Below are 26,615 nucleotides of genomic sequence, written 5' to 3'. Positions count from 1 at the left end.
CCAAGTACAACAATAACTTAAACGCACCGTAATGAAAATACCAAACCGTGAATTTGAGCCATTACACTCACTATTTAAAGCGAATAGTTACGCTAATACACCTTTCAGAAACGTGATGAAAGTGACTTACTTATTCGCGGTAAAGCACCAAACAGTGAATTGGTGAAACTGAATTATTTAGCACTTATAAGATGTTTTTTATTAGCCAACTAACGCCCAAATAACGGGCTAAGTAATACTTGCTACAATGTGAAACGAAGTGGAACCGAGCAAGTGTTACGTGTCCCTGTTGATTTGCTTGTTAGTTGCAACATACTTTCACCAAGTACAACAATAACTTAAACGCACCGTAATGAAAATACCAAACCGTGAATTTGAGCCATTACACTCACTATTTAGAGCGAATAGTTACGCTAATACACCTTTCAGAAACGTGATAAAAGTGACTAACTTATTCGCGGTAAAGCACTAAACAGTGAATTGGTGAAACTGAATTATTTAGCACTTAGACGATCTTTTTTATTAGCCAACTAACGCCCACATTAACGGGCTAAGTAATAGTTGGCCATAATTGTGAACGTAGTGAGCGCGGCCAACTGTTGCGTGTCACGTTGAATTGCTTGTTAGTTGCAACACACTTTCAATATGTACAACAATAACTTAAACGCACCGTAATGGAAATACCAAGCCGTGAATTTGAGCCATTACACTCACTATTTAGAGCGAATAGTTACGCTAATACACCTTTCAGAAACACACAAGAAATGACTAACTTATTCGTGGTAAAGCACAAAACAGTGAATTGGTGAAACTGAATTATTTAGCACTTAGGAAATAGTTTTTGATAGCCAACTAACGCCACAATAAGCGGCTAAGTAATGGTTGGCTAAAATGTGAAGCGAAGCGGAACCGAGCCAACTGTTACGTGTCCGTTTGATTGCCTTGTTAGTTGTTTTTCATTAAAAGCACAACAAAAGCAATAGGTTACCATGTTTATGAGCTGTACGGAAAAGTCAAAATACACCTAGTGCCGCTACACACTAAAGCTTTAACTTTGAGCCACTCAATTAAATGAATTGAAGCGAACTCGCCAAACCTGCAATTGACAAATGAGGCTGATTTTCGCTGGTTAACATTTGAAAGCTAATGGCGAAAACTCACCGATACACATGCAAAGCCAATTTATAAAATACCGCTTTTACAATGAAATATTACTTGGATTAGCGGTACCAACTAACGCCCAATTAACGGGCTAAGTAATAGTTGGCCATACTTGTGAACGTAGTGAGCGCGGCCAACTGTTGCGTGTCACGTTGAATTGCTTGTTATATGCAACGCTGGTTGAACTAAGCTTTGCACGAACTTAAAGGCACTGTAATACATAATTAAGCTGTGAATTTTTACGCTACTCACAACTGATTGAATAAACTTAATAGCGTTGCCACCTTTGAAAAAGGTAAAAGAGGCAATGCTTATTAGTGATTAAACTGAACCTGATTTAGCGTAAAACTAAAAAGATTGTCTTGCTCTAACACTCAGGTTTTAACCGCATATAACGCCCAAATAACGGGCTAAGTAATACTTGCTACAATGTGAAACGAAGTGGAACCGAGCAAGTGTTACGTGTCCCTGTTGATTTGCTTGTTAGTTGCAACATACTTTCACCAAGTACAACAATAACTTAAACGCACCGTAATGAAAATACCAAACCGTGAATTTGAGCCATTACACTTACTATTTAGAGCGAATAGTTACGCTAATACACCTTTCAGAAACGTGATAAAAGTGACTAACTTATTCGCGGTAAAGCACTAAACAGTGAATTGGTGAAACTGAATTATTTAGCACTTATAAGATGTTTTTTATTAGCCAACTAACGCCCAAATAATGGGCAAATAACAGTTGGTTAAAATAGGCGACGCAGGAGCAAAAACCAACTGTTATTTGTCCTGATTAATTTGCTTGTTATGAATTTACTGCTTGAGACTTGCTTGAATTATAAGTAGCTCAAGTTCTTGACTGCTATCGTTTAATAACCCATGAGTACCATGTGGTTTATTTAAGATCATGTCACCTTTACTTACACGTTGGGTTTCACCTTCAATAGTCATAAGCCCTTCGCCATTGAGGATAATATACATTTCTTCATCTTCTCCATGATCATGGAGTCCCATAGATGAGTTAGGCGGCATACATACGCGTAAAGCAAAATCCCATGCACCTTTGAAGTCTTCACGTCGAAACACTTTTTGAATTTCAATAGTGCCTTCTCCACCATGGCTATTATCATCGGTAATTTTTTCACAGGTAATAAAATTCTTAATCACGCTCAATCCTTTTGGAAATCGATAATTCATAACAGCTTAATAGAGAGAATAATTCCGTGTTTAAACACGGAATTATTCTCTCTATCATGATATTTAATTCATACTAAAATACTCTCTTTCATATTTAATATCAAAGACTTTAATAAAGTTTTAACTTTTTCATTATTGCGTACATTACGGAAATATTCTGTCTATCAAAGACACATTTATAATTCCAGCTATACTGTATATAAACACAGCTATTAAATATTTATTTTTACTATGTCTGAATCTTTACTTTTAAATAGCATCGGTGAATTTATGATCACACGTAGATTTGCTAAAAGGACTATTCAAACTTACATTTATTGGATCAAGCGATATATTATTTTCAACAACAAGCAACATCCATCAAAACTGGGTAATAAAGAAGTTGAACAATATTTAACTTACTTATCCAACGAAGAAAATGTTGCACCAGGGACACAAACAATTGCCCTTAATTCATTAGTATTTCTATATCGTGAGTTTTTAGGATCCCCTCTGTCATTGTCATTAAATTTTAATAAATCGCAGCGACAAGCTAAATTACCCGTGGTATTAACTAAAGGTGAAACCGCATCTTTGCTCAGCTTGGTTGATACTCAACATTGGCTATTAGCCAATATTATGTATGGTAGCGGGTTAAGACTTATGGAAACTGTTAGGTTACGAGTACAAGATATAGATTTTGACTATATGTCAGTTTTGGTTTGGCAAGGAAAAGGCGGCAAAAATCGCAGGGTGACTTTAGCAAAAGAATTAGTGGAGCCATTAAAATTACAAATAGATATCTGTAAAAAATATTTCGAATTAGATAGCAATTCGATGCACTATCAAGGAGTTTGGCTGCCCTTTGCTTTAAAGAAAAAATATCCAACAGCGGCTAAAGAGTTTGGTTGGCATTATTTATTCCCTTCAGCAAGATTAAGTCGTGATCCTCACGACAATAATAAAGTTCGTCGACATCATATTGACGAAAGTTCATTACAAAAAGCAATTAAGAAATCTGCTAAATTAGCACACATCGAAAAGGTCGTCTCATGCCACACACTACGTCATTCATTTGCTACTCATTTATTACAACGAGGTGCTGATATTAGAACAGTACAAGAACAATTAGGCCATAGTGATATTCGCACAACACAAATTTATACGCATGTAATTCAAGCGGGAGCCAATGGTGTGCGTAGCCCTTTATCTGATTTATAGTCAGTGATGATAAATTCGCAGGGCTAAGTAATAGTGCAATTTAGATGAAGGTAAATCACAAAAAAACGCGACCCAGATAACTGAGTCGCGTTTTGGTTTTTAGCTAACGTACCTAGCTAGCTAACATAACAAAAAGTGTATTAACCTATGTTAGTTACACCAGCCATATAGGGTTGTAGTACCGTTGGGATATTAATACTACCATCGGCTTGCTGGTAGTTTTCTAAAAGAGCAACTAGAGTACGCCCTACGGCTAAGCCTGAGCCGTTAAGTGTATGTAATAATTCTGGTTTGTTGGTTTCACTATTTCTAAAGCGTGCTTGCATACGGCGTGCTTGGAAAGTGCCCATATTCGAACAAGATGAAATTTCACGATACGTATCTTGTGCCGGCAACCATACTTCTAAGTCGAAGGTTTTCATGGCACTAAAGCCAACATCACCACTACATAATGCCATGGTACGGTACGGTAACTCTAGCTTTTCTAAAATAGCTTCCGCGTGCCCCGTTAACTCTTCAAGAGCGGCCATTGAGTTTTCAGGTTTAACCAATTGCACCATTTCAACTTTATCAAATTGATGTTGGCGAATAAGTCCACGAATATCACGACCACCAGAGCCAGCTTCACTGCGAAAACAAGGTGTGTGTGCGGTCATTTTAATCGGTAATTCACTCTGATCAACAATTTCATCGCGATAAATATTAGTCAACGGTACTTCTGAAGTGGGTATTAATGAGAATTTTTTACCTGATAACTCGGTATGAAATAAGTCTTCACCAAATTTAGGTAGTTGTCCCGTACCATATAACGAGGCAGCATTCACTAAATACGGTACGTACATTTCTACATAACCATGTTCTTCCGTATGTACATCGAGCATAAATTGCGCCAAAGCACGGTGTAATTTGGCAATTTTACCACGCAGAACAACAAAACGTGTCCCCGCTAATTTTGCACCACTTTCAAAATCTAAACCTTTATCGATAGCGAGGCCTAAATCCACATGATCTTTAATTTCAAAATCAAAAGTGCGTGGTGTGCCCCAACGTTTTAACTCAACGTTGTCATCTTCATCTTTGCCATCTGGCACTGATTCATCGAGTAAATTGGGTATAGCGCTAGCGATAGCATCAATTTTAGCTAAAACGTCATCTTGCTCCGCTTTTGTCGCATCAAGTGACTCACCTAGCTGACTTACCTGAGCAAGCAAGGGCGCAATGTCTTCGCCACGGGCTTTCGCTTGGCCAATAGATTTTGAACGTGAGTTACGCTCACTTTGCAGCTCTTGAGTTTTTATTTGCAGTGCTTTCCGTTGCTCTTCTAACGCACTTAACGTCGCGGTATCTAATTCAAAGCCACGTTTAGCCAGTTGTTGAGCGATATTATCTAAATCAGTTCTAAGCAGTTTTGCATCAAGCATAATTGTTCACATTCTTGTTTATAAAGTTATTAAAATCGTATTTTTTTAAGTGTAAGCCACGTTTGTTCTATATAAGCTATGGCTATTCAACCCGCGCATAAGGTATATCTGCGGTTATTTAGTTAAAGCGGTCACCATAAACATTCCCAAGCCTGCAGCGCCAATACACAGGGCAACATTCAGTAAAATATTTATCGCCGCTTTTAACACGTCGCCTTGCTGCAATAGTAACAAGGAGTCTAATGAAAATGTAGAAAAGGTGGTAAATGCACCCAAAAAACCTATTCCTATTAAGGTTCTATGCACACTAATATCGATAATTTCGCGCTCGATTAGCTGATATAACAAACCCATAATAAATGAGCCGCTGATATTAACCATCAATGTGGCAAAAGGGAAACCTTTTCCAAGCCAATTTAGCACTAATTGTGAAATATAAAAGCGTAAGCTGGCCCCACAGGCACCACCAAGGGCAACAAAAGCATATAAAGTAACGTTACTAATAGCGCTGCTCATGGCTATTCCTATTAAGCTGATTCAAGTAATCGAGTTTTTCTTTCAGTTTTTTCTCTAGCCCGCGTTCAGTTGGCTGATACAAACGAGTGTGTGAGCTATCCCCTTTAGCTAGCGCTTCTGGAAAATAGTTTTCTCCGGCGGCAAAGGCATTCATTTCATCATGGGCATAGCGATACTCACTACCATGGCCAAGTTCTTTGGTGATACTGCTGGTGGCGTTTTTCAAATGTAAAGGCACCTCTAAAGTACAGGTTTGCTGCGCTAATATTTTTGCTTTATTAAAGGCTTGGTAAACCGCATTACTTTTAGGGGCTAGTGCCATATAAACGATAGCTTGAGCAATGGCCCGCTCACCTTCACTTGGGCCAACGCGATGAAAAGTATCCCACGCATTAAGTGCCAGTTGCATCGCCCGAGGATCGGCATTACCAATATCTTCACTGGCAATGGCAAGCAAACGTCTGGCGACATAAAGGGCATCACCACCGGCGGTAAGAATTCTGGCATACCAATAAAGTGCGGCATCAGGACAAGAGCCACGCACTGATTTATGAAAGGCACTGATTAAATCATAAAAAGCATCGCCACCCTTATCATAAAGGGCAATTTTACTACCGGCGACTTGTGCAATGAGTGCCACAGAAATGCTTTTCACCAAGGTTTTTTCTTTGCCAAAGTTGCTCTGCTCACTTTGCTGATCACCTTCTTGCACAGAAACTGACTGACTTGCTGGTGTAGTCGCTCTAATGGTTGCTTTACTGGCAATAGGTGTAACGACAGTGCTATCAAGGCAATTTTCCAGTAAATTAAGCAAGCGTCTGGCGTCACCATCACTGCGATTAAGTAAACTTTGTCTAGCATCTTCGCAAAGCTCTATCACTAAGCCTTGTTCTTTCTCACAAAAGCTAATGGCGCGTTGTAAAACTTGTACTAAGTCATCTGTCGTTAATTTTTTTAAGGTGTATAAACGTGCTCGCGATAACAAGGCTTGGTTTAATTCAAACGCAGGATTTTCTGTGGTCGCACCGATAAAAATAATGGTGCCATCTTCAATATGCGGTAAAAACGCATCTTGCTGTGCTTTATTAAAGCGATGCACCTCATCAACAAAGAGTACCGTACGACGTTTGTTTTTTCCCTGACCTTGGGCACGTAGTTTAGCTTTATCAATGGCGATGCGGATCTCTTTTATACCCGAAGTTACCGCCGAAACTCGCTCTATTTCTGCGTTAGCATGCTCGGCAATAATTTCAGCTAACGTGGTTTTGCCACTGCCCGGAGGTCCCCAAAAAATAAGCGAGTGACAATGTCCTTGGGTAATGGCTTGCGCTAAAGGAGAATCCCCAGCAAGAATATGCTGCTGTCCGACATAATCAGCTAAGGTTTTTGGTCGCATTTTCGCGGCCAGCGGCATAAAACACTGCACAGCAGCAGTATTATCATCCCTGGTAGCATAACCACTGCTGGAATGGCTTTCAGTATCGGCTTCGCTGGTAAGATCAAACAGTGAATTTTGCTGATCATCACTTTGCCCTAAGCCTAAAGATGAATTATCGCTGGTCTTCAAGTCTTACACCTTGAGGTAAGCTAAAGCTAAACAATGAGGCGTCTGGCTTATCGGTACTATTAAACTGACTTAAGCTAATTTGACTAATTTGTCCGGTTGCATCTTGAAATGAAAACTCGCTTAACTGCTCAGTTTTTTCACCCTGACTATCCACAGTAGTAAAGCTGATGGTTAACTGCTTAATTTGACTGTTTTTATTTTTTGGCGTGACAATAAAGCGTTCAGCCAACGGCTTGTTAGTTTGCGGTTCAGCATCAGGTTGCTGAGCAATATTACTTTCTTGTACAACAGTGTACTGTTGCCAAAGTGTCGCGTCATCACTGATTAACAATAAAATGGGCGTGTTATGAATGGATTTAGCTAAGCTATACGCACTGGCTTGTTCAATGAAGGGGTCATAAAACCACAAGGTATTACCATCACTAACAATTAAGGTTTCATCCGGAGTAACGGTCTGCCAATAGACCAGGTTAGGTTTACTAATAGCCAGTTTACCTGTGCCTTGCTGTAATAATTCACCTTGCTCAGTGAGAATTTTTTGGCTGAAATTAGCGCTAAAAAAAGCCAATTTTCCCAATTTAGTCATTAAACGTTGTTTCGCTGCGCTTGAGTACTCTGCTGACGAGGCACTTTTTTCTAACTTGACATCGCTAACCTTAGCTTCATCAGCCAGAGGTTGAGCGGCATAAACCAAGCCTTGAGAAAAATGTAGTATTGGCATGAATAAACTTGCCAATATAAGGCTTCTGATAACAGGCCGTTTCGTTGACTTATTTTGCATTAAGGGGTTTAGCATCAATTTTTTTGACATAGTTCCACTTCTAATAGAATGAAATGTACTAGCACTGTTGCGAGTACAGATAGAGTTAATAAGTGCCGATAATGGTTTAAGGTATTAAGTTACCCTAAATCGTTATACATCACGGACCGGTGGAGGCGCCAATACTTCACGGGCACCGTTATTACCTGGTGTTGAGACGATACCTTGATTTTCCATTTGTTCAACAATTCTTGCCGAGCGGTTATAGCCAATTCTAAATTGTCTTTGCACACTAGAAATAGACACTCGACGTTTTTCAGTAACAAAGTTAACCGCGTCATCATAGAGGGCATCAACCTCTTCAGCATCGCTGCCCTCGGCTTGTTCACCGGGTAATAAAATATCTTGCTCGTTTTCCCCCGAGAGTATTTCATCAATATAATTGGGTTTTCCGCGCGACTTCCAATCTTTAACCACCGCATGTACTTCATGATCATCAACAAAAGCGCCATGCACACGTGTTGGTATACCGGTACCTGGTGGTAAATAAAGCATATCGCCCATACCTAATAACTGCTCTGCCCCTTGTTGATCTAATATGGTACGAGAGTTTAGCCCCGACGATACTTGGAACGCCATACGGGTGGGAATATTGGCTTTAATTAAGCCGGTAATAACATCAACCGAGGGACGCTGTGTCGCCAGTATTAGATGAATACCGGCGGCGCGGGCTTTTTGCGCAATACGGGCGATAAGCTCTTCAACTTTTTTACCCACTATCATCATCATGTCAGCAAATTCATCAACAATAACGACAATGCTTGGCAGTTTTTCTAAGGTCGGTGGTGTTTGATCCAAACTATCGGTTGGCTGCCATAAAGGGTCAATAATAGGCTCACCCTTAGCAATCGCCTCAAGCACTTTCTTGTTGTAGCCTTTAAGATTACGCACACCCACCGCTGACATCACCTTGTAACGCCGCTCCATTTCACCGACACACCAACGTAAGGCATTAGCGGCATCTTTCATATCGGTAACCACTTCAGTCAGTAAATGCGGAATGCCTTCATAAACAGACAGCTCCAACATTTTTGGATCTATCATGATCATACGCACATCTTCTGGTGTCGATTTATACAGCAAGCTGACAATCATGGTATTAACACCAACAGATTTACCTGAGCCGGTCGTACCCGCAACTAATAAATGGGGCATTTTACCTAAATCGACCACCACAGGATCACCGGCAATATCTTTACCCAAGACCATAGCAAGGGGCGATGTTGATTCTTTAAATGCAGCACATGAAATAACTTCACTCAAATAAACAATTTCCCGGTGTTTATTTGGCAGCTCTAAGCCAATAACCGATTTACCCGGGATGACTTCAACCACACGGACACTAATGGCCGATAGGGCACGGGCTAAATCTTTCGATAAACTGGTAATTCTACTTACTTTAATACCCGGCGCTAAGTCTAATTCAAAGCGCGTTATAACGGGCCCTGGATAAACCGAAACTACCTGGGCTTGGATACCGAAGTCGAGTAACTTGGCTTCAACTAAGCGGCTAACTTGATCCAATTCATCTTGGTTAATCGGATTTTTCGCTTTATCGGGTCGGTCAAGTAAATCGATAGAGGGCATACCCTTAAACTTACTTGTGGCAACAGCAACTAAATTAACCTGGCCGTTTTCGCCGGTTATTTTTTGCTCAACGGGTGCTAACGGTGCCATAGTTGGTACTTGCAAGTCATCCGCAACATTGGGTTTATCAACTGCAGCGAAAGCGGCGGTGATTTCTTTTTCACTAACATGCTCTTGCACGTTACCAATACTGGCTTCACTCATTAACTCAGCAATATCAATAAAGGGCTCACACTTATCATCAACGGGCAGTACATTAGCAAGCTGTTCTTCGTCTATGCTAAAGGACTCTGGCAATGCTACCTTCGCTGTTTTGACAGGCTTTGCAGTGGGTATAAGTTCTGCGGGGATAAGTGCTTCTATATCACTGGTTTTATTTTCCGCCAAATGGCTTTTACCATGACCTATTGTTTCATTGTCTTTATCATCACTGCTGGCAAAATGCGCTTTAATAAGCTTAGGAGCGTTTACTAGCCATAGTGTGCCAACAATGGCGTATTGACCAACACTGTCAATAAACTTAAGCCAAGATAAACCCGTTAATAAGACAAAACCGGCACAGGTGAATAGCAAAAACAATAAGGTAGAGCCAACAAAAGAAAAGTATGGCAGTAAGGTTTTACTGAGCACATCCCCTAAAATACCACCGGCAGAGAAGTAAAAAACATCATCAAAATTCATGCTAGCCAATGAGGTTACACCGAGATAGAACATGAAAAAGCCAATCAGTTTTAGCCCTAAGGTTAAATAATCTAACTGCATCAGCTGATGAAAACGTTGAAACAACAGCCAACCGACAATAGCAATAACAAAAGGTAAGCTATAAGCGATAAGTCCAAAAAGATTTAAAAACAAATCTGACAGGTAAGCGCCAACCGCACCACCTAAGTTGCGTACTTGTGTTTGATAACCTGTTTGTGCCCAGCCGGGATCAGCAGGATCAAAACTAAAGAGTGCCAACATAATAAACATGGCAAAAACGGTGAAAAACAATAAACCAGCTTCCAACAAACGTTGTACGCCTGTTAGCTGATTATTGCTCAAGGTATCAAGAGAGACATCGGTGTTTTCTGTAAGATCTGAAGACAATTAAAAGTACCATCGAAAATAAATAGGTGAAAATTACCCATAGAGCAACTAAAGTATCAAATTAACGCTTAGTTGACAGCAACAAATTACCATTAGGGTACGATATTTTCATCAACTAGGGTTGAATAGTCATGTTAACGGTTAATGGGTAGCATATTACTGGACTTTATCTCATCCATCACCACATAGGTACGGCTTGCACTGACCGCTGGCAACCTTAATAATGTATCACCTAAAAGCTGCCGATACGCCAGCATATCTTTGACTCGCGTTTTTAGCAGAAAATCAAAGTCACCGGAAACCAGATGGCATTCTTGAATAACATCAAGTTCTGCAACCGCTTTAGCAAAATCATCAAATACATCCGGGCTGGTTTTGGTTAAGGTAATTTCAACAAACACTAATAAGGCAGCGTCAAGCTTATGAGGATTCAATATTGCTTTATAACCACTAATATATTGTTCTTTCTCTAGCCGCCTTACCCTTTCTAAACAAGGGGTTGGACTTAAACCAACGCGTTTAGATAGTTCAACATTAGAAAGCCGACCATTGATTTGTAATTCAACTAAAATATTTTTGTCGATACGGTCTAAAACTTTACCTAATAAATCACTCATTTTATATAACTCTGTTTTATTGCCGTTTTGCAGCATTATATATCGCATGTCTACAAATAACGACAGGTTATTCTACTATATTGTGATTATACTAAGCTCAAATATGAGAAGCACACGCAGTTAACACTTTGGTAACAGCACAATGTGCTACCACAAACTTTGCTTAAGAGAGATTAATATGATTATTGGTGTACCAAAAGAAATTAAAAACCACGAATACCGTATTGGCTTAACACCTGCAGGTGTTAAAGAATTGATCGTTAATGGTCACCAAGTAATTGTTGAACATAATGGCGGTGCCTCTATTGGCTTCGATAATGAGCAATATATTACCGCCGGTGCAAAAATCATTGATAACGCAGCAGAAATATTTGCCACTGCCGATATGATCATCAAAGTGAAAGAGCCACAGCCGGTTGAGTGTAGTATGCTTCGTCCAGGACAAATTTTGTTCACTTACCTGCATTTGGCACCAGATCCTAAGCAAACTGAGTTATTAGTTGCTTCAGGAGCAATTTGTATTGCTTATGAAACCGTTACCGCCGCAGCGGGTGGTTTACCTTTATTAGCACCTATGTCTGAAGTGGCTGGTCGTATGTCTATCCAAGCCGGTGCCCATGCATTAGAAAAAGCACAAGGTGGTTTAGGCGCATTATTAGGTGGCGTTCCAGGTGTTGCTCCCGCTAAAGTACTTATTATTGGTGGTGGTGTTGTTGGTACTCAAGCTGCACGTATGGCCGTAGGTATGGGCGCAGACGTGACTATTTTAGACCGTTCTTTACCGCGTTTACGTCAATTAGATACTGAGTTTGATGGTCGTTTAAAGACTGTTTATTCCACTGCAGATGCTATGGATCACCTAATCGTTGAAGCTGACTTAGTCATTGGTGCAGTATTAATTCCAGGTGCAGCTGCACCTAAATTAGTCACTAAAGCACACATCAAATCGATGAAAAAAGGTGCTGTTGTTGTTGATGTTGCTATCGACCAAGGCGGTTGTTTTGAAACATCAAAAGCGACTACACATCAAGATCCAACCTATGTTGTTGATGAAGTTGTCCATTATTGTGTTGCTAACATGCCAGGTGGTGTCGCGCGTACGTCAACAATGGCGTTAACGAATGCCACTATGCCCTTTGCACTTACCATAGCAAACAAAGGTGCTAAACAAGCTTTATTAGATGATGAACATTTAATGGCTGGCTTAAATGTAGCGCACGGTAAAATCACTTACAAGCCAGTTGCCGATGTATTAGGTTATGAATACGTAGAGCCAAGTGTTGCCCTAAACGCATAAGGCTGAACCTTAGCCTAAGCTAAAAAATAACGCGGTAAACATTAGGACAATCTTTTCGCTAGATCAGTCTTTTACCGTAAATAGCGCACTTTTGCTTACAGTTAAGCTAAAGTGCGTTTTTTTTAATTTATCTTATAACGAAGTAATTATTTACCCCCTTGCTTTATTTCCTTATCATGCCAATTAATAAATAATAGCAATCGGACAAAGTGAGCAATCAACTAGTAAGATTTTCTATAAAATAAGTAGTTAAAGCTTAACTGCTTCGAAGTAATCAATTTTCTTGGAGAACCCATGAGTGACGTAAGACACTGTCCCCTACTAATTTTAGGCTCAGGCCCTGCTGGTTATACTGCTGCTGTATATGCTGCCCGCGCAAATTTAAAACCAGTAATGATCACTGGTATGCAACAAGGTGGTCAATTAACCACAACCACTGAGGTAGAAAACTGGCCAGGTGATGCGGATGATTTAACCGGTCCAGCCTTAATGGAACGTATGCAAAAACATGCGGAGAAGTTTGATACTGAAATTATTTTCGACCATATCGAATCAGTAGATTTTTCGTCTAAGCCTTTTAAATTAACAGGTAGCAGTGAATACACCTGTGACGCGTTAATTATTTGTACCGGTGCTTCAGCACAATACCTAGGTTTACCTTCAGAAGAAGCCTTTATGGGTCGCGGTGTTTCAGCGTGTGCTACTTGTGATGGTTTCTTCTATAAAAACCAAAAAGTAGCGGTTGTTGGTGGTGGTAATACTGCGGTTGAAGAAGCACTTTATTTATCCAATATTGCCAGTGAAGTTCATTTAATTCACCGTCGTGATACCTTCCGTAGCGAAAAGATTTTAACCGACCGTTTACATGCAAAAGTGGCGAACGGTAATATCACTTTACACACCCACCGTACTTTAGACGAAGTATTAGGCGATAATATGGGTGTGACCGGTTTACGTTTAAAAGAAACCAAATCGGATGCCACGGAAGACCTTGATGTATCAGGCGTATTTATTGCTATTGGCCACAAACCAAACACCGATATATTTAAAGGTCAACTCGACATGAAAAATGGTTATTTAACCATTCAAAGTGGCACACAAGGGAACGCAACACAAACCAGTGTTGAAGGTGTCTTTGCGGCTGGTGATGTTGCTGATCATATTTATCGTCAAGCAATCACGTCTGCAGGTGCGGGTTGTATGGCGGCATTGGATGCTGAGCGCTATTTAGATGCACAAGAATAAATAGCTGCCGTTAAGACCTCTTTAGCACTGCATTTACTTATTGCACCTTAATAAACCACTTGAGCTTTAACCGTTTAAGTGGTTTATTTATTTGAGTTCCTCCGCCGAAAAAAGTAAGCGTAATAGTAAGAGTAAGATATGAGTCAATTACTGTATCAACTTGATGATGCCAGTTTAGCGTTCCCGCCCCTTAATTCCGCACTAACCGAGCCAAATGGTTTACTGGCGGTCGGTGGTGACTTATCTAGTGCTAGGTTACTGAGTGCGTATTCCCAAGGTATATTCCCTTGGTATAGCGAAGATGATCCATTAATGTGGTGGTCACCCAATCCTAGAGCCATCATAGACATTAGCCAATTACGAATAAATCGCACGTTGGCGAAAGCAATACGTAAAGCGCCCTATACCATCACCCTAAACCAAGACTTTACTCAGGTTATACAGCTTTGTGCCGATGCGCCCTTTCGCCAAGATGAGACTTGGATACTGGATGATATGCAGGCTGCCTATATTGGTTTGCATCAACAAGGTCATGCTCATTCTATTGAGATTTGGCAGACAGACGAAAATAATAATAATGAGTTAGTCGGTGGTTTATACGGTGTCGCGATTAACGGTTTTTTTTCGGGTGAGTCTATGTTCTATAAACGCAGTAATACCTCAAAATTTGCCCTGATTGCCCTAGGACAATTACTCCAGAGTGTCGGTATTAATTTTATTGATTGTCAGTTGCTCAACCCCTTTCTCGCAGACATGGGCGCCAAAGAAATAAGCCGTGTGGCTTTTCTACAAAAACACCAACAGGCGATAACAAAGCAAGTGCCCGATGACTTTTGGCACGCCCGGACCTTAACCATAAATTAAATGACTGATGTTAAGACAGAGCGTCATAATTTTAGTTATAATTAACCTTGATACTGGTGTGCAATGGGTAAATGATCAATGAATGAAATTTCCTATAAATTGGGTATAAGTAAAACATTTCCCTGTAATTATTTACCTGATAAAGAAGAGCGGTTACTGATCGCTGTTGATGAACGCTTGGCCAACAGTGAAAGTTATGCTTGGTTAATGACCCAAGGCTTTCGCCGTAGCGGTGAACAAAGCTACCGACCACACTGCCCTCATTGTAATGCTTGTCAGTCAATTCGTGTATTAAGCCAGGAGTTTAGCCCGTCTAAAAGCCAAAGAAGATCCAAAAAGCGTAATAATCATTTTATTATTAAACAATCTTCACAATTAAAAGACAGCTATTACCCCTTGTTTGAAGCTTATATTAATACTTTTCATCAAGAAGGCAGTATGTACCCCGCTTCTTTTGAGCAATATCAGGGGTTTTTAAGCTGCAATTTAACCCAACAATTATTTATTGAAACCTGGGCACCGGCAAATGAGCAAGAGCAAGAGAAACTTGTCTGTGTTGCCGTAACCGATGTCTTAAGTAACGCCTTATCCGCCGTTTATACCTTTTATCACCCAGAATATAAAGCCCATGGTTTAGGGGTGTTCTCTATTCTCACCCAACTAAACTTTTGCCGAGAAATGTCATTACCTTATTTATATTTGGGTTATCAAATAGATGATTGTCAAAAGATGAATTATAAAGACCGATATTTCCCCTTTGAGCGCTTTATTAACGGCCAATGGCAATTAAACAGCAAAGCTATCGCTAATAACGCTAAAATTGCTAAATAAAGTGCGGCAAGCCTTTACATTGGCCGAGCAATTAGGCATGATTCGCGCAGCTTTTTTATCTGCCAGAAAATATTACTATTACAGAGTAAATTCTTGGCTAATTTGCACAACATTAGAGGTTTAGCGCCCCATGGCGAAAGAAGAAAACATTGAAATGCAAGGTACTGTTATTGATACTTTACCTAACACTATGTTCCGAGTTGAACTTGAGAATGGTCACGTCGTAACGGCACATATATCTGGAAAAATGCGTAAGAACTACATACGTATTTTAACGGGCGATAAAGTAACGGTTGAATTGACACCTTACGACTTATCAAAAGGTCGCATTACTTTCCGCGCTAGATAAGCCAGTAAATAACTTAATATTCTTAAGTTATTTCAAACCAATATAAAAAAACCAGCAACTCTTTTTAGAATGCTGGTTTTTTATTGTCTACGATTTAACTTCAGTCTCGCTTAGAACTCCTTGCTTTACATGTTACCCTTTAGGCATTTCCATATGAAAGGCATTCAGCTTATTGCCGTCTAAATCACGAAAATATGCCGCGTAAAAGCCAGCCATCTCATTCCGTGGTCCTGGGCCTCCTTCACAAGTAGCACCTAGACTCATCGCTTTATGATAAAAGCTAGCCACTTGCTCATTTGAGTCAAGCATAATGGCAATCATAGTACCATTACCAACAGTTGCGGCTTTACCATCAAAAGGTTTGGTGATTGAAAAACCCGCGTGCTCCATACCTGTTGACCAAGCAACAAACTGCTCGGTCTCTAAAAATCGACTCGCGCCAATACTGCTAAAAAGCTCATCATAAAAACTGACGGCTTTATCAAAATCATTCGTGCCTAGAGTAATATAACCTATCATATTTCTTCCTTAAATTAAGCTGTGTTCGGCTTGTGATGTAAGACCAGTTGTCTTTGGCCTTTTTTTTTAACGATATTAGTATAATCGCATTTATTTGCTATCTAATAACAAGCTATCAGCTTTTTTTCAAATTGGGCAGCACTAATAGTTAAGCCTTTGTTAGCAATTGTTTCATTGAGCTGTTGTAAGCTTTTTTCGATGGTCGATAAGGTAATGGTATTATCATCGAGTTGATACACTTGTATTTGACTCTGATAGTAAAATGATAAAATGATCAGCGCGGTTTCTTCACCATTTTTACCGGCAAGTTTAATTTTTTTAAACTTACGATACACTAAGTTCTGTAGCTGTTTTACCCGCCACACGTAATATATCTCAGTAAAAAAATCACTGTTTTTAACCTTATACAAAAAGACACCATTGACAACTAGTGCCAAAATAACGCCAATTAAGTTGTAGCTAAAATTAGTCTCTGGCTCTACCGCTACCGAATCAATCGTCGCTTGCACTAGCGCAGTCACTTCACCAACATTGGAAAATAGGCTGATCAGCAGAGTACCAAAAAGCAATGACATCACTAATAATGAGCTGATAAAGCCCACAATAACAATATTTAAATGTTTTCTATATCGTGCTTTGTCTATATCAATTAATTGCATGTGTTTACTGAAATCCTTGGGTATTTATTAGAAATAAAAATCAACCGTAAAAGGTAAAAACAAAAAGTAGTGAGCAGGGGCTATGTTATCACTTTTCACGCGTTGCGCATAAAACTAAACCCGAATGACGCTTAACTTGTGCGCTAACACCTTGCTGCCAAACCCCTTGGTGGGCGGCAATAGTCAGCTGTTTTTTCGCCCGAGTGATCCCCGTGTAGAGTAATTCTCGTGATAACAATTTACTCGCTCTTTGCTGCTTATTGTGTGCTGCACTCTGTGTCGCTGAAATAACCAGAGCAACATGAGCAAACTCACTGCCTTGGGTTTTGTGAATGGTCATGGCATAAACACTTTCAAATTTCGGTAAGCGTGATGGCAATATTTGTCTTATCGGTTGCTGCCCTGTGTCAGTGTCCTCACCCCTGTTAGTTTCAACAGTCGAGTCTTCAAAACACGCCATAAGATGCGTATTGCCTGCTTGATCTATTACTCGCCAGATAATGCCGATATCGCCATTATACAAACCTAAACGGTAGTCGTTTTCATTAATCATAATGGGCTGACCATGATAAAGCGCCGGCTCATTTTGCTGATAAAGGGCTTTATTTTTCCCTAAATAGCGTTTAATCACGTCATTGAGACGCTCGACCCCATAATCGCCTTGCCGGGTAGCACAAAGGACCCGAAATTGTGCTAACAAGACAAAGGCATCGCTAACATTGGCGCAAAATTCAATCGGCTGGTAATACTGTTTAACCAAAGGCGCTAACCAGTTAGCAAGCTCACCTTGTGCCAATGATAATTGACCCGCTTGCTGAGAATGTGCATCACACAGTAGCTGCCAACTACGGTTAACATCACCTTGAATAACACTATTGGCGAGCAAACCAATACCGCCTTTACCGTCAAAACGTCTTGATTTAAGCAGAAACGATAAGTAATCAACATTGCTATTATGATCGGTTAACTGCCCAGATAAAAATTCGCTACCTTGCTCAGCCGTAAGTTGGCAAACTTGCCGTAAATATTGCACATTATCCGAGCTAAAGCCGCCATGTGGCCGTGGCGCTATATCCGCTAACACACTGCCAGCTGCAACCGAGGGTAATTGATCGGCATCACCTAATAAAATGACTTTCGCTGTATCCTTGAGCGCGCGAAATATCCGAGTCATTAAGGGTAAATCCACCATAGAGACTTCATCTATTAAGACAATGTCATACGCTAAGGGATTATCTTCATGGTGTTTGAAATTAGGCGAATTGGGCAATACCCCTAACAAGCGGTGAATGGTTTGCGCTTGGCTCGGAATTTCCGCCAACACCTCGGCATCGATTAAGTCTTTAAAACCAGCAATAGTAGTAACAATGGACTCTGACAAACGTTGTGCTGCTTTACCTGTCGGAGCAACAAGGGCAATATTAAGTGTCGGTGTGCCCTGTTTACTTTGCGCGGCTACAGCTAACGGCTTTGCTCTTAACTGCTCTAACATCACCAGCGCTGCTAATAATTTAGTGACTGTATAGGTTTTACCCGTACCCGGGCCGCCAGCAATAACACTAAAGTTTTTATTAATGGCATTGGCGACCGCCACTTTTTGCCAATCAATTTCTAACGATGCTAGGCCTTGCTCCTTAGGGAATAAGGCCGAAATACACTGTTGAATTTGTCCATTATCATACCGACATTGCTGACTTAAGCGGTGGTTAATGGCATGTCCTAAGTCACGTTCAAACTGAAAGTAACGGCGCAAATATAACTTATCCTTGTGCAGCACCAGTAATTGTTGATCACCGGCTTGAATAGTTAACTCTGTTAACAGGCTTTGCAGTTCAGTTAACGAGGCAAAAACAAAACCAGCATGGCTGAAATCATAGTTATCGCCATTTTTTACTGGCACGCCTTTGCCCCAATGTTGCTCAGCAATTTCTGCCAAGGGCAAACACGTATGTCCGGCGCGTAGGCTAGCACTTAAGGCTAAAAATACATGATATAAAGTTTTTTGCGGCTCGATATCAACGGCGGTCTCAGTATTTGTCTTATGAATTAATGCAGTAAACATTTCTTTGGCAAAAAAATAATCAATGGCTTCAACACCTTGAATAGCGTCTTTGACTTGATTAAAGTGGCTATACACTTGCTCGCTCCTACTATTCACTCTCATCTCAGTCATACTGCGCTTCCTCGCTATTTTCATGTGCAAATAGTGCATCTAAATTATTTAATTCTTGCACCGAAATTTTACGATAATACACCCCAGCACCTTTATGCTCTGGCTCTGTCGTCATACCACGAAGATATAAATAATAGACACCACCAAAATGTTTACTGGGCTGATAATCACTAAGAGTCTGCTTTAAATAGCGATGTAGTGCTAAGGAGTAAATAAGATATTGTAAGTCATAATAGTTTTTTTCCACATTATCGAGTAAAGCATCATACTGATAGTCTTGAAAGCTATCACCTAGGTGGCTAGATTTATAATCACACAAGTAATATTTACCTTGGTATTCAAAAATCAAATCGATAAAACCATGCATCATGCCGCTAAGCTTTTTATGGCTAGGTAACATCACTGGATACTTTAACGTTACCGTTGAGGGGCTAGTTGATGTCTTGTTTTCACTACGCTCAGCACTATTTCGGTGATCGGTTAGCAATTTAGCTAAGGCACTGGTGCCCTCGCCTTGCATGGGAAAATAGAACTCACTTTCACGCAAGGTTTTATTCAAGGCGAGATCGCTAAGACTGGCATAATTGTCATTATCATGACCGGTAATAAAAGCGGTATTAAGCACTTGCTCTAACCAGGCAATTAAATCATCTTCAGTAAAGCTAGTATTGGCACTGGTATTTACCCCGCTACTAGTTAACTCACCATAAACTAACAACGGCTTTGCTAAACTTTCTTGCCAGTTGGGCGCAGTAAAATCAGTTTGCTCTAAAATATCATGTAATAAGTTACCGGTATGAGCACCCTTAGCTAAGTTGAAACAAATTTGTTGCCCGTGAGTTAACGCGGCAAGTTCGCTATTACCTAGCGGGCTATTGCTCAATGTGGCTAGTTGGCTCTGGGCAGTATCCGTATCTCGGTCAGGATTAGAAACACCGGCATGACGAATATTGCGGCTTAAGGCAGTAAAAGAACTCAACCACCAATCTCGCTCTATGGTCCCGTTGAATTGACTAACCGCGCTATTGACCGACTCTTGACTGTTACTTGCCCATTGTTTTAACACTTGCCCATTATCATCAAGGGGACAATCAAGTGAGACCTGACGAATACCAATGGCATGCTCAGCACCTGCTTTAACTACTTCTAGCCCCTTAATAATGCTGTCTTGCTCTTGTAGTTGTAGCGTTTTGCCTAAAGGTGATAAATGATAGCCATCAAAAGCACAACAAAGTATATAACAACGTCGCTCTGCCCTCGTTATCGCTACATACAGTAAACGAATACTTTCTGCATAAGCTTCATTACTCATGGCTTGTTTAGCTTCTTTGCAGCCATCTAGGCTTAAACACAAATTACCTTGTTTATCATGGTACTCAAGATAACTAACCGCTTTATTGCCAAATTTGAGTGGATCTTTATGACGACAAGCAAACGGAATAAACACATAAGGATATTCCATGCCTTTCGAGCCATGCTGGGTAATTAAACGAATAAGGTCGCCATCACTTTCTAAACGCAACTCGGCTTCAACGTCATTCGACTCGGCATGGCATTGCTGTTCAAACCAATGTAACAGCTCTTGCCCCTGACTTAAGCGCACACTCGCCGCCTGTAATATTTCAAACAAATGTAAAATATTGGTTAAACAACGATCTTTATTGCGTAGCGGTACCTCAAGCAGATTGTGCATTAAAGTAATGGCCATGGTAATGAAACCTTGTCGTTGCCATTGACTGCGGTAATCGACAAAAGCAAACTTTAGGGTTTGATAGGCCAGTTCATCTTGCTGCAGCTGATGCAGTTTTTCTGCATCATAGCCCAATAAACCACATGATAATGCCGCAACAAACAAACGTTCATTTTCGGGTAACAGTACCCCTTTAAGCAAACATAACAATTGCCTGGCTTGCTCGGAATGAAATAAATTGGCTCGGTCAGATAGAAAGACACTATCAAGACCCGCTTGCTCTAGGGCTTGTTTTATATCACGCGCTTCAGCGCCATCTCTGACTAATATGGCAATGTCTTTTGGCTTGGCCGCATGCTCGTTCGAGGTGAGCAAGGTCACTATTTCATTGGCACACCAGTTAGCCAACATAGGCCGAGAGCCTTGACTAACCTTGCTATCTGGTTGTTCATGGTCAGTAAAATGAATAAACTGCAGCGCTTTATCACTGTCTGCTAACACGTGTCCGCTCTCAGCATTTTCTTGCTTGGCACTAGCCGATTTTTTACCGGCCAATACCGCTAAATAAGGAATACCAAAACCAAAGACACTCTCACTTGGTTTACCAGTAGCATCTTCAGGCCTTACTTCTTTAGCCTTCTTGCTAAAAAGCTGATTATAACCAGCAATCATTTCAGGCGTTGAGCGCCAATTAGTATCCATCAACCAATGGTAGTCACAGCCACTACGGGCATTGAGATAGGCAAAAATATCACCACCACGAAAACCATAAATGGCTTGCTTAGGATCGCCAATAAGAAACAAAGCTGCATTGGCTTTGACCGCATTATCGCCATAATAGATAGCTTGCAAAATACCAAACTGTTTAGGGTCGGTATCTTGAAACTCATCAATTAAAGCGACCGGGTATTGCGCCAGTAATTGTTTCGCCAGTTGATTAGCATTGTCATCACTTGAGCTTTCATCGTTGGAACTTTTATCAGTCAAACCAGCAGAGCTAAGACAATAGGCTAAGGTATTAATTAGATCGTCAAAATCAAGTAAATTCAGCGCTTGTTTTTGTGTGATCACTTGCTGGCGAATGTTATAAATGCCGGATTTAACAATGGTATAAGCTTTCGCTTTATTGATTTTGTTGGCAATTTTCTTAACCTGCTCTTTCACTTGTTTTACCGGTGCAAAAGCGTCAAGCAATTCAGCTTTATAAGTGGATCTGGCGTAACGTTTACCATCAAAAAAAGCATCGGGCATTTTAACTTTGCCTTCACCGACAGCCATCAGTGATAACTCTTGGTCGATAATACTTGCCAGCCAAGTGTTTAATTGCGCCAGCTCGCTGCGCCTTTTTTCTTGCTCTGCGCCCTTTTTAACCAGGATCAGCGCATTTTCAAATAAATCGCTGTTTGTGGTTAAATGTTCTTTAGCCTGGCGTACTAGGGTAATAAATTCAGCGGCAATACTTTCAACATCGATAACCGATAAAGCACTGCTATGCCCTATGGCTTTATTAAAGCTTGATAAAAAGCTTGCTGGCGTTGCCCAAAAGCTCGCCAACAGCATAAAACTATCACCATCAGTTTTAGCTAAACTGCGATACCAGTCTTGGCACACTTGCAAGGTGATTTCTGTTGAGTTCGCCGCCATGTTGGCATTGAAAGGTAAACCACTGGTAAAAGCATATTGATTTAATACCCGTTGGCAAAAACCATGAATAGTAAAAATTGCCGCTTCATCTAAAAAAAGTAACGCGCGTTTTAATAAAAACTCGCGCTTAGTTTTGTCGAGCCGTTTATCGAGGGCGGTAAAATAAGGGTCATCAACACACAATACCTGCCAATCACTCAAGGCGAGGCGAATAAAGCTATCAATGCGGCCTCGTAATTCTTGCGTGGCATCTTTGGTGAAGGTCATCAATAATATTTGTTCAACCGTTAGCTCACGCTCAAGTAATAAACGTAAATAGATTCGAGTAATATTATAGGTTTTGCCAGTACCGGCACTGGCTTCGATTAGATGTTTACCACTTAATGGGATAGTAGCCGCATCAAGATTTTTCAGCGTTAGTGCTGCGCTAGCTACCTTATTATCAAGGTTGTTAACTACTTGGTTAGCGTCAGGAGTATTAACCTGGGTCATTATTTGTTCTCCTTAGCAGTTTTAGCGGTTGTCTTTTTAGCGACTTGTTTGGCTGCCTGTTTAGTGACCACTTGATATAAATCCTGATAAATAAAGTCGATGTCCGCCTGGTGTTTAGCGTATTGCGGACACTCTGGCCAAAAATAACTCAAATAATCATCATCAGCCAAGCCACGTGTACTCATATCCCCTTGCCACAAACTTTCAAAACGCCCTTGGGTCATTTCCGTTAACTGGCCGCGCTTTTTGGTAAAGACTTTGTCGGCCAATTCACCGTTTAACAGTAAGGCTTGTTGCTGACCTTTAAAAAATATCTTAATGAGGTTAATGAGTTTTGTTTTTGCATCAATAATATTGGCGACCGTAAACTGCTCTACCTTCTGCGCTTTAGTATTAAAATATAAGCCAATAGTTTCAGTTACTTGTTGTAGTTTTACCGAGTCTTCATTGTTAATAATCGTTTCATTGGCCGTCTGTTCATTAGCAATGAGTTGCTGTTGCCATACCTGCACCACAAGTTGCTGAAAGTACATGGTAAATTTATCTTTCGCTTTAGCGCTTGAGCTACGATAGTGCACCAATAAGTTGTTCTTAACCGCTAATTGAGTATTCAATGTCACCTTAACTTTGTTACCGCTTAGGCTGTCAACATCAAGGACAAGATGACAGTCAATGATCTCAGGATTAGCACAATTAAGCTTGCTTATTTCCTCACTGAATTGCTGCACATCCTGCTGATAATCCTTAAACAAGCTTGCTGTAGTGGGTAAATCGGGGAATTTACCCGATAACTGTGCACGGGTTAACACCTCCGCTGATGCTTCACTATTTAATGCTGCATTGAGCAAGTCTTGGCGTAATAAGTAGCTTTGTAAGTGATTAACACTAAAAGGCTCAACATCTTCTAACAAGCTATGATCATTATCAAAGTACAAATTAAGTTGTTGTTGGGCAAACATTTTTGCTGGATGTTGATAAAAGCGTATTAATTGCTGGCAAGATAAACTTACCTCTTTATTATTATCTTGTGCCTGTATGGCTAACTGTGCACTGTTATCGATTGAATCGGCAACTGAGCCAGCATCAGCAACAGAACGTTGCCCTAACGCCAACCAATTGGCATCGAAACTTGGCCACTTGCCGCAATAATTATCGGCACTAAACGCTTGCATGGCTAATTGATAGACTCCCGTTGACTGCGCTTCATTATGACTACTGCTATCGTGTTCACAGAAATTCCAACCATAACCTTGAGCTAAATATTCCATCAACTCTTTAACCACCAATGAGGGTTGTCTTTCATTATTATTTTTGATATTTCGCCCTTGATAGCTCAGGTACAAGGAATTTCTGGCGGAAATAATCGCTTCCAAAAATAAGTACCTGTCATCACCACGGCGCGATCTATCGCCTAATTGAGCCTTAGACAGCGACATAAGATCAAAGCCCAAGGCTTGGCGTTGCCGAGGGAACTCGCCATCATTTAAGCCCAATACCGCGATGATTTTAAAGGGGATACTGCGCATAGGTAACATGGAACAAAAGGTGACCTGACCAACCATAAACTGCTTACTGGCATCACCCTGACTAAAATGTTGGCTTAGGTAATCAACGATAATTAACCAGCAAATGTCATCGTCAAAATGGGCATGGTGACAATGCTCTACCAAACCGGCAATGGCTTGCTCAATCACCATTAGGCTGCTTTCATTACTGATATTATCAGCATCAACTCGACTAAATAAACCCTCGAGTTGTGCAAGTAAAAAACTTTGCCATTGTATTGCGCTACGAGAGCGTTGCAGGTTTTCACTAAAATATTGTAACTGTTCGATAAAAAGCATTAACTGACCCAATAACACGCCATCACTGCCTTCAACATTACTCAATAACAGTTGCTCTTGATAAATTTGTTCACTGTCGGCATAAGCAAAGCCACGTAATAGTCGTGCTAAGCCTTGTTGCCAAGTAAAAGCACCACTGGCCTGTTGCCCTAACAATGCTTGTTTATGACTTAAATCAATGCCCCAATGCACCGTTGCTTGTTCAAGCCAAGCTGAAATCTTAGCCAAGTCTTCCGTGTTGATGGCAAATTTATTTGCCATGGCGGGTAAACGTAAAAACGATAACAATTGTGCGACACCAAATCGGCTATCAGGTAAGGTCAGTAACTCGGTAAAAGCGGCGACTAAGGGATCACTATCTTTAGCACTACGATCAGCAATAGAGCAAGGCAGTGGCGGTACTTCACCGGCTATATCTTGCCAACCCCGAGTAAAGACAGCATTAACATAAGGAGCATATTGTTCCACTTGTGGACACATCACCAAGATATCTTTTGGTGTTAAGCTGTTATCTTGGTTAAATTGATGTAATAAGTAGTCATGCAATGCTTGCACTTCTCGTAAAGCACTATGACAACTAGTGATGACAATAGAATCATCTTGACCAGCCGTATTTAGCGCATCCTTGTCATCATCGCTAGCCTCACTTTTTCCCTCAATTCTGGCATCAGTAAGCGAAAGAATATCATTTTGCAGCTGATGTAAAACACTGGTTTTTTCCGCTGCTGCCATGCTCGGTTGGTCATTTTTAGCGTGTTCAAACAATTCAACATCTATGGTGCTGTAATCTTGCAACATGGAGATAAACTCTCGGCCTTGTTGGCCTAAGTTAGCTAATAGAGGATTGCCGACAAAGTTTTGTACCTCGCTCTCATCGGCTGAAACACCATCGGACCATTGTGATAACTTATTGAGCGCCTGTTTTTCAGTCACTATATCTCCCCAATAGGAGAAACACGGATTAAGATGAAAGAAATGTACTTCAACATGCTCACTCAAGGCATTAATAAAATCAAGCCACATCGGCGCCATAGTATTAAGACCGAAGAAACTAATGCGGGGCGGAATAAGATCTTTTTTGTTGGCAATATTGGCAATAGCATCCTTGAGTAATTCAACCGGGTTATAAGGTAATTGCTCAATTAACAAGCGCCATAATTTGCCTTGCCATTTATGTTCACTGGCAGCAATTTTTTCAAGACCTTGCAGTTCAAAATTTCCTTGTTGCCAACTGTCTAACCACTGTGGTCTAAAAATCAAATACTGCTCATATAAATCAGCTAATTGTGTGGCTAATTGATAACGTTTTAATTGCGCTTGTTTGTCTTCATTATAACTACTGCCATCTACTGAATCTGCCGATATGTCACCACGCCAATAGTGGCTGGCTTGACTAAAATCATCATCTTCGACCACTGAATCGAGTGCTAGAAGTGCATGTATACGCCAACAAAGCACTTCTCTGGAGTAAGGTGACTGATCAGGCACTTTATCTTCGCTAGCCAGTGACCTTATTAACTTCCACAGGAATTGAGCCGGTAACGCGTAACGCATATTCATACTTATACCACGCTCTTTAGCGATCGCTAAGTTAAGCCAATGCTGCATACCCGCATTTTGCACGACAATGACTTCTTGATTAAATACACCTAGAGGGGAAAGTTCCGATATTTTGTTGAGCAAGAGCAACAAATTTTCCATTTTGTTGGCAGGATAAAGATGGATCAAGATAATGCCTTAATTGTAAATGACTATGATTGCCAGTGGCTAAAAACCACTCATTATGACATGAGAAATCAACTAATAAAATTACCTTAAATTTAACCATAAGGCG

18 protein-coding genes are annotated in these 26,615 nt (G+C 40.5%); 6 read left to right on the top strand and 12 right to left on the bottom strand.

What is annotated here, in order from left to right:
* Positions 1-1,973: 1,973 nt before the first annotated feature.
* Positions 1,974-2,327, bottom strand: coding sequence for a cupin domain-containing protein (locus ASU03_RS07580; protein ID WP_057831252.1), 354 nt, complete (start codon positions 2,325-2,327; stop codon positions 1,974-1,976).
* Between the two features lie 261 nt (positions 2,328-2,588).
* Between ASU03_RS07580 and ASU03_RS07575 the strand changes: the two genes are divergently transcribed.
* Positions 2,589-3,557, top strand: coding sequence for an integron integrase (locus ASU03_RS07575; protein WP_057831251.1), 969 nt, complete (start codon positions 2,589-2,591; stop codon positions 3,555-3,557).
* A 140-nt stretch (positions 3,558-3,697) separates the two neighbouring features.
* Here ASU03_RS07575 and serS read toward each other — a convergent pair whose 3' ends face one another.
* From serS to lrp, 6 genes are all read right to left on the bottom strand, one after another.
* Entirely contained in the window at positions 3,698-4,978 is a 1,281-nt protein-coding gene (serS, locus tag ASU03_RS07570) for a serine--tRNA ligase (RefSeq protein ID WP_057831250.1), read from the bottom strand.
* Between the two features lie 114 nt (positions 4,979-5,092).
* Entirely contained in the window at positions 5,093-5,494 is a 402-nt protein-coding gene (gene crcB / locus ASU03_RS07565) for a fluoride efflux transporter CrcB (RefSeq protein ID WP_057831249.1), read from the bottom strand.
* Complete coding sequence (locus ASU03_RS07560; RefSeq protein ID WP_057831270.1) at positions 5,478-6,908, bottom strand: replication-associated recombination protein A; 1,431 nt, start codon at positions 6,906-6,908, stop codon at positions 5,478-5,480. Before ASU03_RS07560 ends, crcB begins: the two co-directional genes overlap by 17 nt.
* A gap of 136 nt (positions 6,909-7,044) precedes the next feature.
* Positions 7,045-7,782, bottom strand: a complete 738-nt coding sequence (gene lolA, locus ASU03_RS07555) for an outer membrane lipoprotein chaperone LolA (RefSeq protein ID WP_231731525.1) — start codon at positions 7,780-7,782, stop codon at positions 7,045-7,047.
* A 192-nt stretch (positions 7,783-7,974) separates the two neighbouring features.
* Positions 7,975-10,557 (bottom strand): DNA translocase FtsK, encoded by a 2,583-nt coding sequence (locus tag ASU03_RS07550; protein WP_082627200.1) that lies wholly within the window; start codon positions 10,555-10,557, stop codon positions 7,975-7,977.
* A gap of 134 nt (positions 10,558-10,691) precedes the next feature.
* A complete protein-coding gene (lrp, locus tag ASU03_RS07545) occupies positions 10,692-11,174 on the bottom strand; it encodes a leucine-responsive transcriptional regulator Lrp (protein WP_057831267.1) in 483 nt (160 codons plus the stop codon).
* A gap of 178 nt (positions 11,175-11,352) precedes the next feature.
* Here lrp and ald point away from each other — a divergent pair, with 178 nt between their 5' ends.
* The 5 genes from ald (at position 11,353) to infA (ending at position 15,760) form a co-directional block, all read left to right on the top strand.
* Entirely contained in the window at positions 11,353-12,471 is a 1,119-nt protein-coding gene (gene ald / locus ASU03_RS07540) for an alanine dehydrogenase (RefSeq protein ID WP_057831248.1), read from the top strand.
* 294 nt (positions 12,472-12,765) lie between these two features.
* Positions 12,766-13,716, top strand: a complete 951-nt coding sequence (gene trxB, locus ASU03_RS07535; protein WP_057180895.1) for a thioredoxin-disulfide reductase — start codon at positions 12,766-12,768, stop codon at positions 13,714-13,716.
* A gap of 138 nt (positions 13,717-13,854) precedes the next feature.
* Positions 13,855-14,580: a leucyl/phenylalanyl-tRNA--protein transferase gene (gene aat / locus ASU03_RS07530; RefSeq protein ID WP_057831247.1), complete on the top strand. Its 726-nt coding sequence runs from the start codon at positions 13,855-13,857 to the stop codon at positions 14,578-14,580.
* Between the two features lie 78 nt (positions 14,581-14,658).
* Positions 14,659-15,411, top strand: coding sequence for an arginyltransferase (locus tag ASU03_RS07525; protein WP_057831246.1), 753 nt, complete (start codon positions 14,659-14,661; stop codon positions 15,409-15,411).
* Positions 15,412-15,541: 130 nt separating this feature from the next.
* On the top strand, positions 15,542-15,760 hold the full coding sequence (infA, locus tag ASU03_RS07520) for a translation initiation factor IF-1 (protein WP_019029000.1): 219 nt from the start codon (positions 15,542-15,544) through the stop codon (positions 15,758-15,760).
* Between the two features lie 132 nt (positions 15,761-15,892).
* On the opposite strand, the gene ASU03_RS07515 is transcribed toward infA, so the two are convergent.
* The 5 genes from ASU03_RS07515 to recC all read right to left on the bottom strand — a co-directional run bounded on the left by ASU03_RS07515 (position 15,893) and on the right by recC (position 26,509).
* Entirely contained in the window at positions 15,893-16,279 is a 387-nt protein-coding gene (locus ASU03_RS07515; RefSeq protein WP_057831245.1) for a VOC family protein, read from the bottom strand.
* 101 nt (positions 16,280-16,380) lie between these two features.
* Entirely contained in the window at positions 16,381-16,938 is a 558-nt protein-coding gene (locus ASU03_RS07510; protein WP_057831244.1) for a DUF3087 family protein, read from the bottom strand.
* A gap of 88 nt (positions 16,939-17,026) precedes the next feature.
* Complete coding sequence (gene recD, locus ASU03_RS07505) at positions 17,027-19,111, bottom strand: exodeoxyribonuclease V subunit alpha (RefSeq protein WP_231731524.1); 2,085 nt, start codon at positions 19,109-19,111, stop codon at positions 17,027-17,029.
* Positions 19,104-22,937 carry an exodeoxyribonuclease V subunit beta gene (gene recB, locus ASU03_RS07500; protein WP_057831243.1) on the bottom strand — a complete coding sequence of 1,278 codons (3,834 nt, stop codon included), beginning with the start codon at positions 22,935-22,937 and terminating at the stop codon, positions 19,104-19,106. The genes recD and recB overlap by 8 nt, the downstream gene beginning before the upstream one ends.
* Complete coding sequence (gene recC / locus ASU03_RS07495) at positions 22,937-26,509, bottom strand: exodeoxyribonuclease V subunit gamma (RefSeq protein WP_082627199.1); 3,573 nt, start codon at positions 26,507-26,509, stop codon at positions 22,937-22,939. Before recC ends, recB begins: the two co-directional genes overlap by 1 nt.
* Between the last annotated feature and the right edge of the window lie 106 nt (positions 26,510-26,615).

The sequence above is a fragment of the Colwellia sp. TT2012 genome (assembly GCF_001440345.1).
Lineage (GTDB): Bacteria > Pseudomonadota > Gammaproteobacteria > Enterobacterales > Alteromonadaceae > Colwellia.
Note: the sequence above shows the minus strand (reverse complement) of the source record. Positions and strands in the feature narration are given on the sequence as shown.

What these genes read in the sequence shown, in the direction of transcription:
- ASU03_RS07575 (WP_057831251.1), top strand. Translation starts at nt 2,589, where the DNA reads ATGTCTGAATCTTTACTTTTAAATAGCATCGGTGAATTTATGATCACA.
- serS (WP_057831250.1), bottom strand. Translation starts at nt 4,978, where the DNA reads ATGCTTGATGCAAAACTGCTTAGAACTGATTTAGATAATATCGCTCAA.
- crcB (WP_057831249.1), bottom strand. Translation starts at nt 5,494, where the DNA reads ATGAGCAGCGCTATTAGTAACGTTACTTTATATGCTTTTGTTGCCCTT.
- ASU03_RS07560 (WP_057831270.1), bottom strand. Translation starts at nt 6,908, where the DNA reads ATGCCGCTGGCCGCGAAAATGCGACCAAAAACCTTAGCTGATTATGTC.
- lolA (WP_231731525.1), bottom strand. Translation starts at nt 7,782, where the DNA reads ATGCCAATACTACATTTTTCTCAAGGCTTGGTTTATGCCGCTCAACCT.
- lrp (WP_057831267.1), bottom strand. Translation starts at nt 11,174, where the DNA reads ATGAGTGATTTATTAGGTAAAGTTTTAGACCGTATCGACAAAAATATT.
- ald (WP_057831248.1), top strand. Translation starts at nt 11,353, where the DNA reads ATGATTATTGGTGTACCAAAAGAAATTAAAAACCACGAATACCGTATT.
- trxB (WP_057180895.1), top strand. Translation starts at nt 12,766, where the DNA reads ATGAGTGACGTAAGACACTGTCCCCTACTAATTTTAGGCTCAGGCCCT.
- aat (WP_057831247.1), top strand. Translation starts at nt 13,855, where the DNA reads ATGAGTCAATTACTGTATCAACTTGATGATGCCAGTTTAGCGTTCCCG.
- ASU03_RS07525 (WP_057831246.1), top strand. Translation starts at nt 14,659, where the DNA reads ATGAATGAAATTTCCTATAAATTGGGTATAAGTAAAACATTTCCCTGT.
- infA (WP_019029000.1), top strand. Translation starts at nt 15,542, where the DNA reads ATGGCGAAAGAAGAAAACATTGAAATGCAAGGTACTGTTATTGATACT.
- ASU03_RS07515 (WP_057831245.1), bottom strand. Translation starts at nt 16,279, where the DNA reads ATGATAGGTTATATTACTCTAGGCACGAATGATTTTGATAAAGCCGTC.
- ASU03_RS07510 (WP_057831244.1), bottom strand. Translation starts at nt 16,938, where the DNA reads ATGCAATTAATTGATATAGACAAAGCACGATATAGAAAACATTTAAAT.
- recD (WP_231731524.1), bottom strand. Translation starts at nt 19,111, where the DNA reads ATGACTGAGATGAGAGTGAATAGTAGGAGCGAGCAAGTGTATAGCCAC.
- recB (WP_057831243.1), bottom strand. Translation starts at nt 22,937, where the DNA reads ATGACCCAGGTTAATACTCCTGACGCTAACCAAGTAGTTAACAACCTT.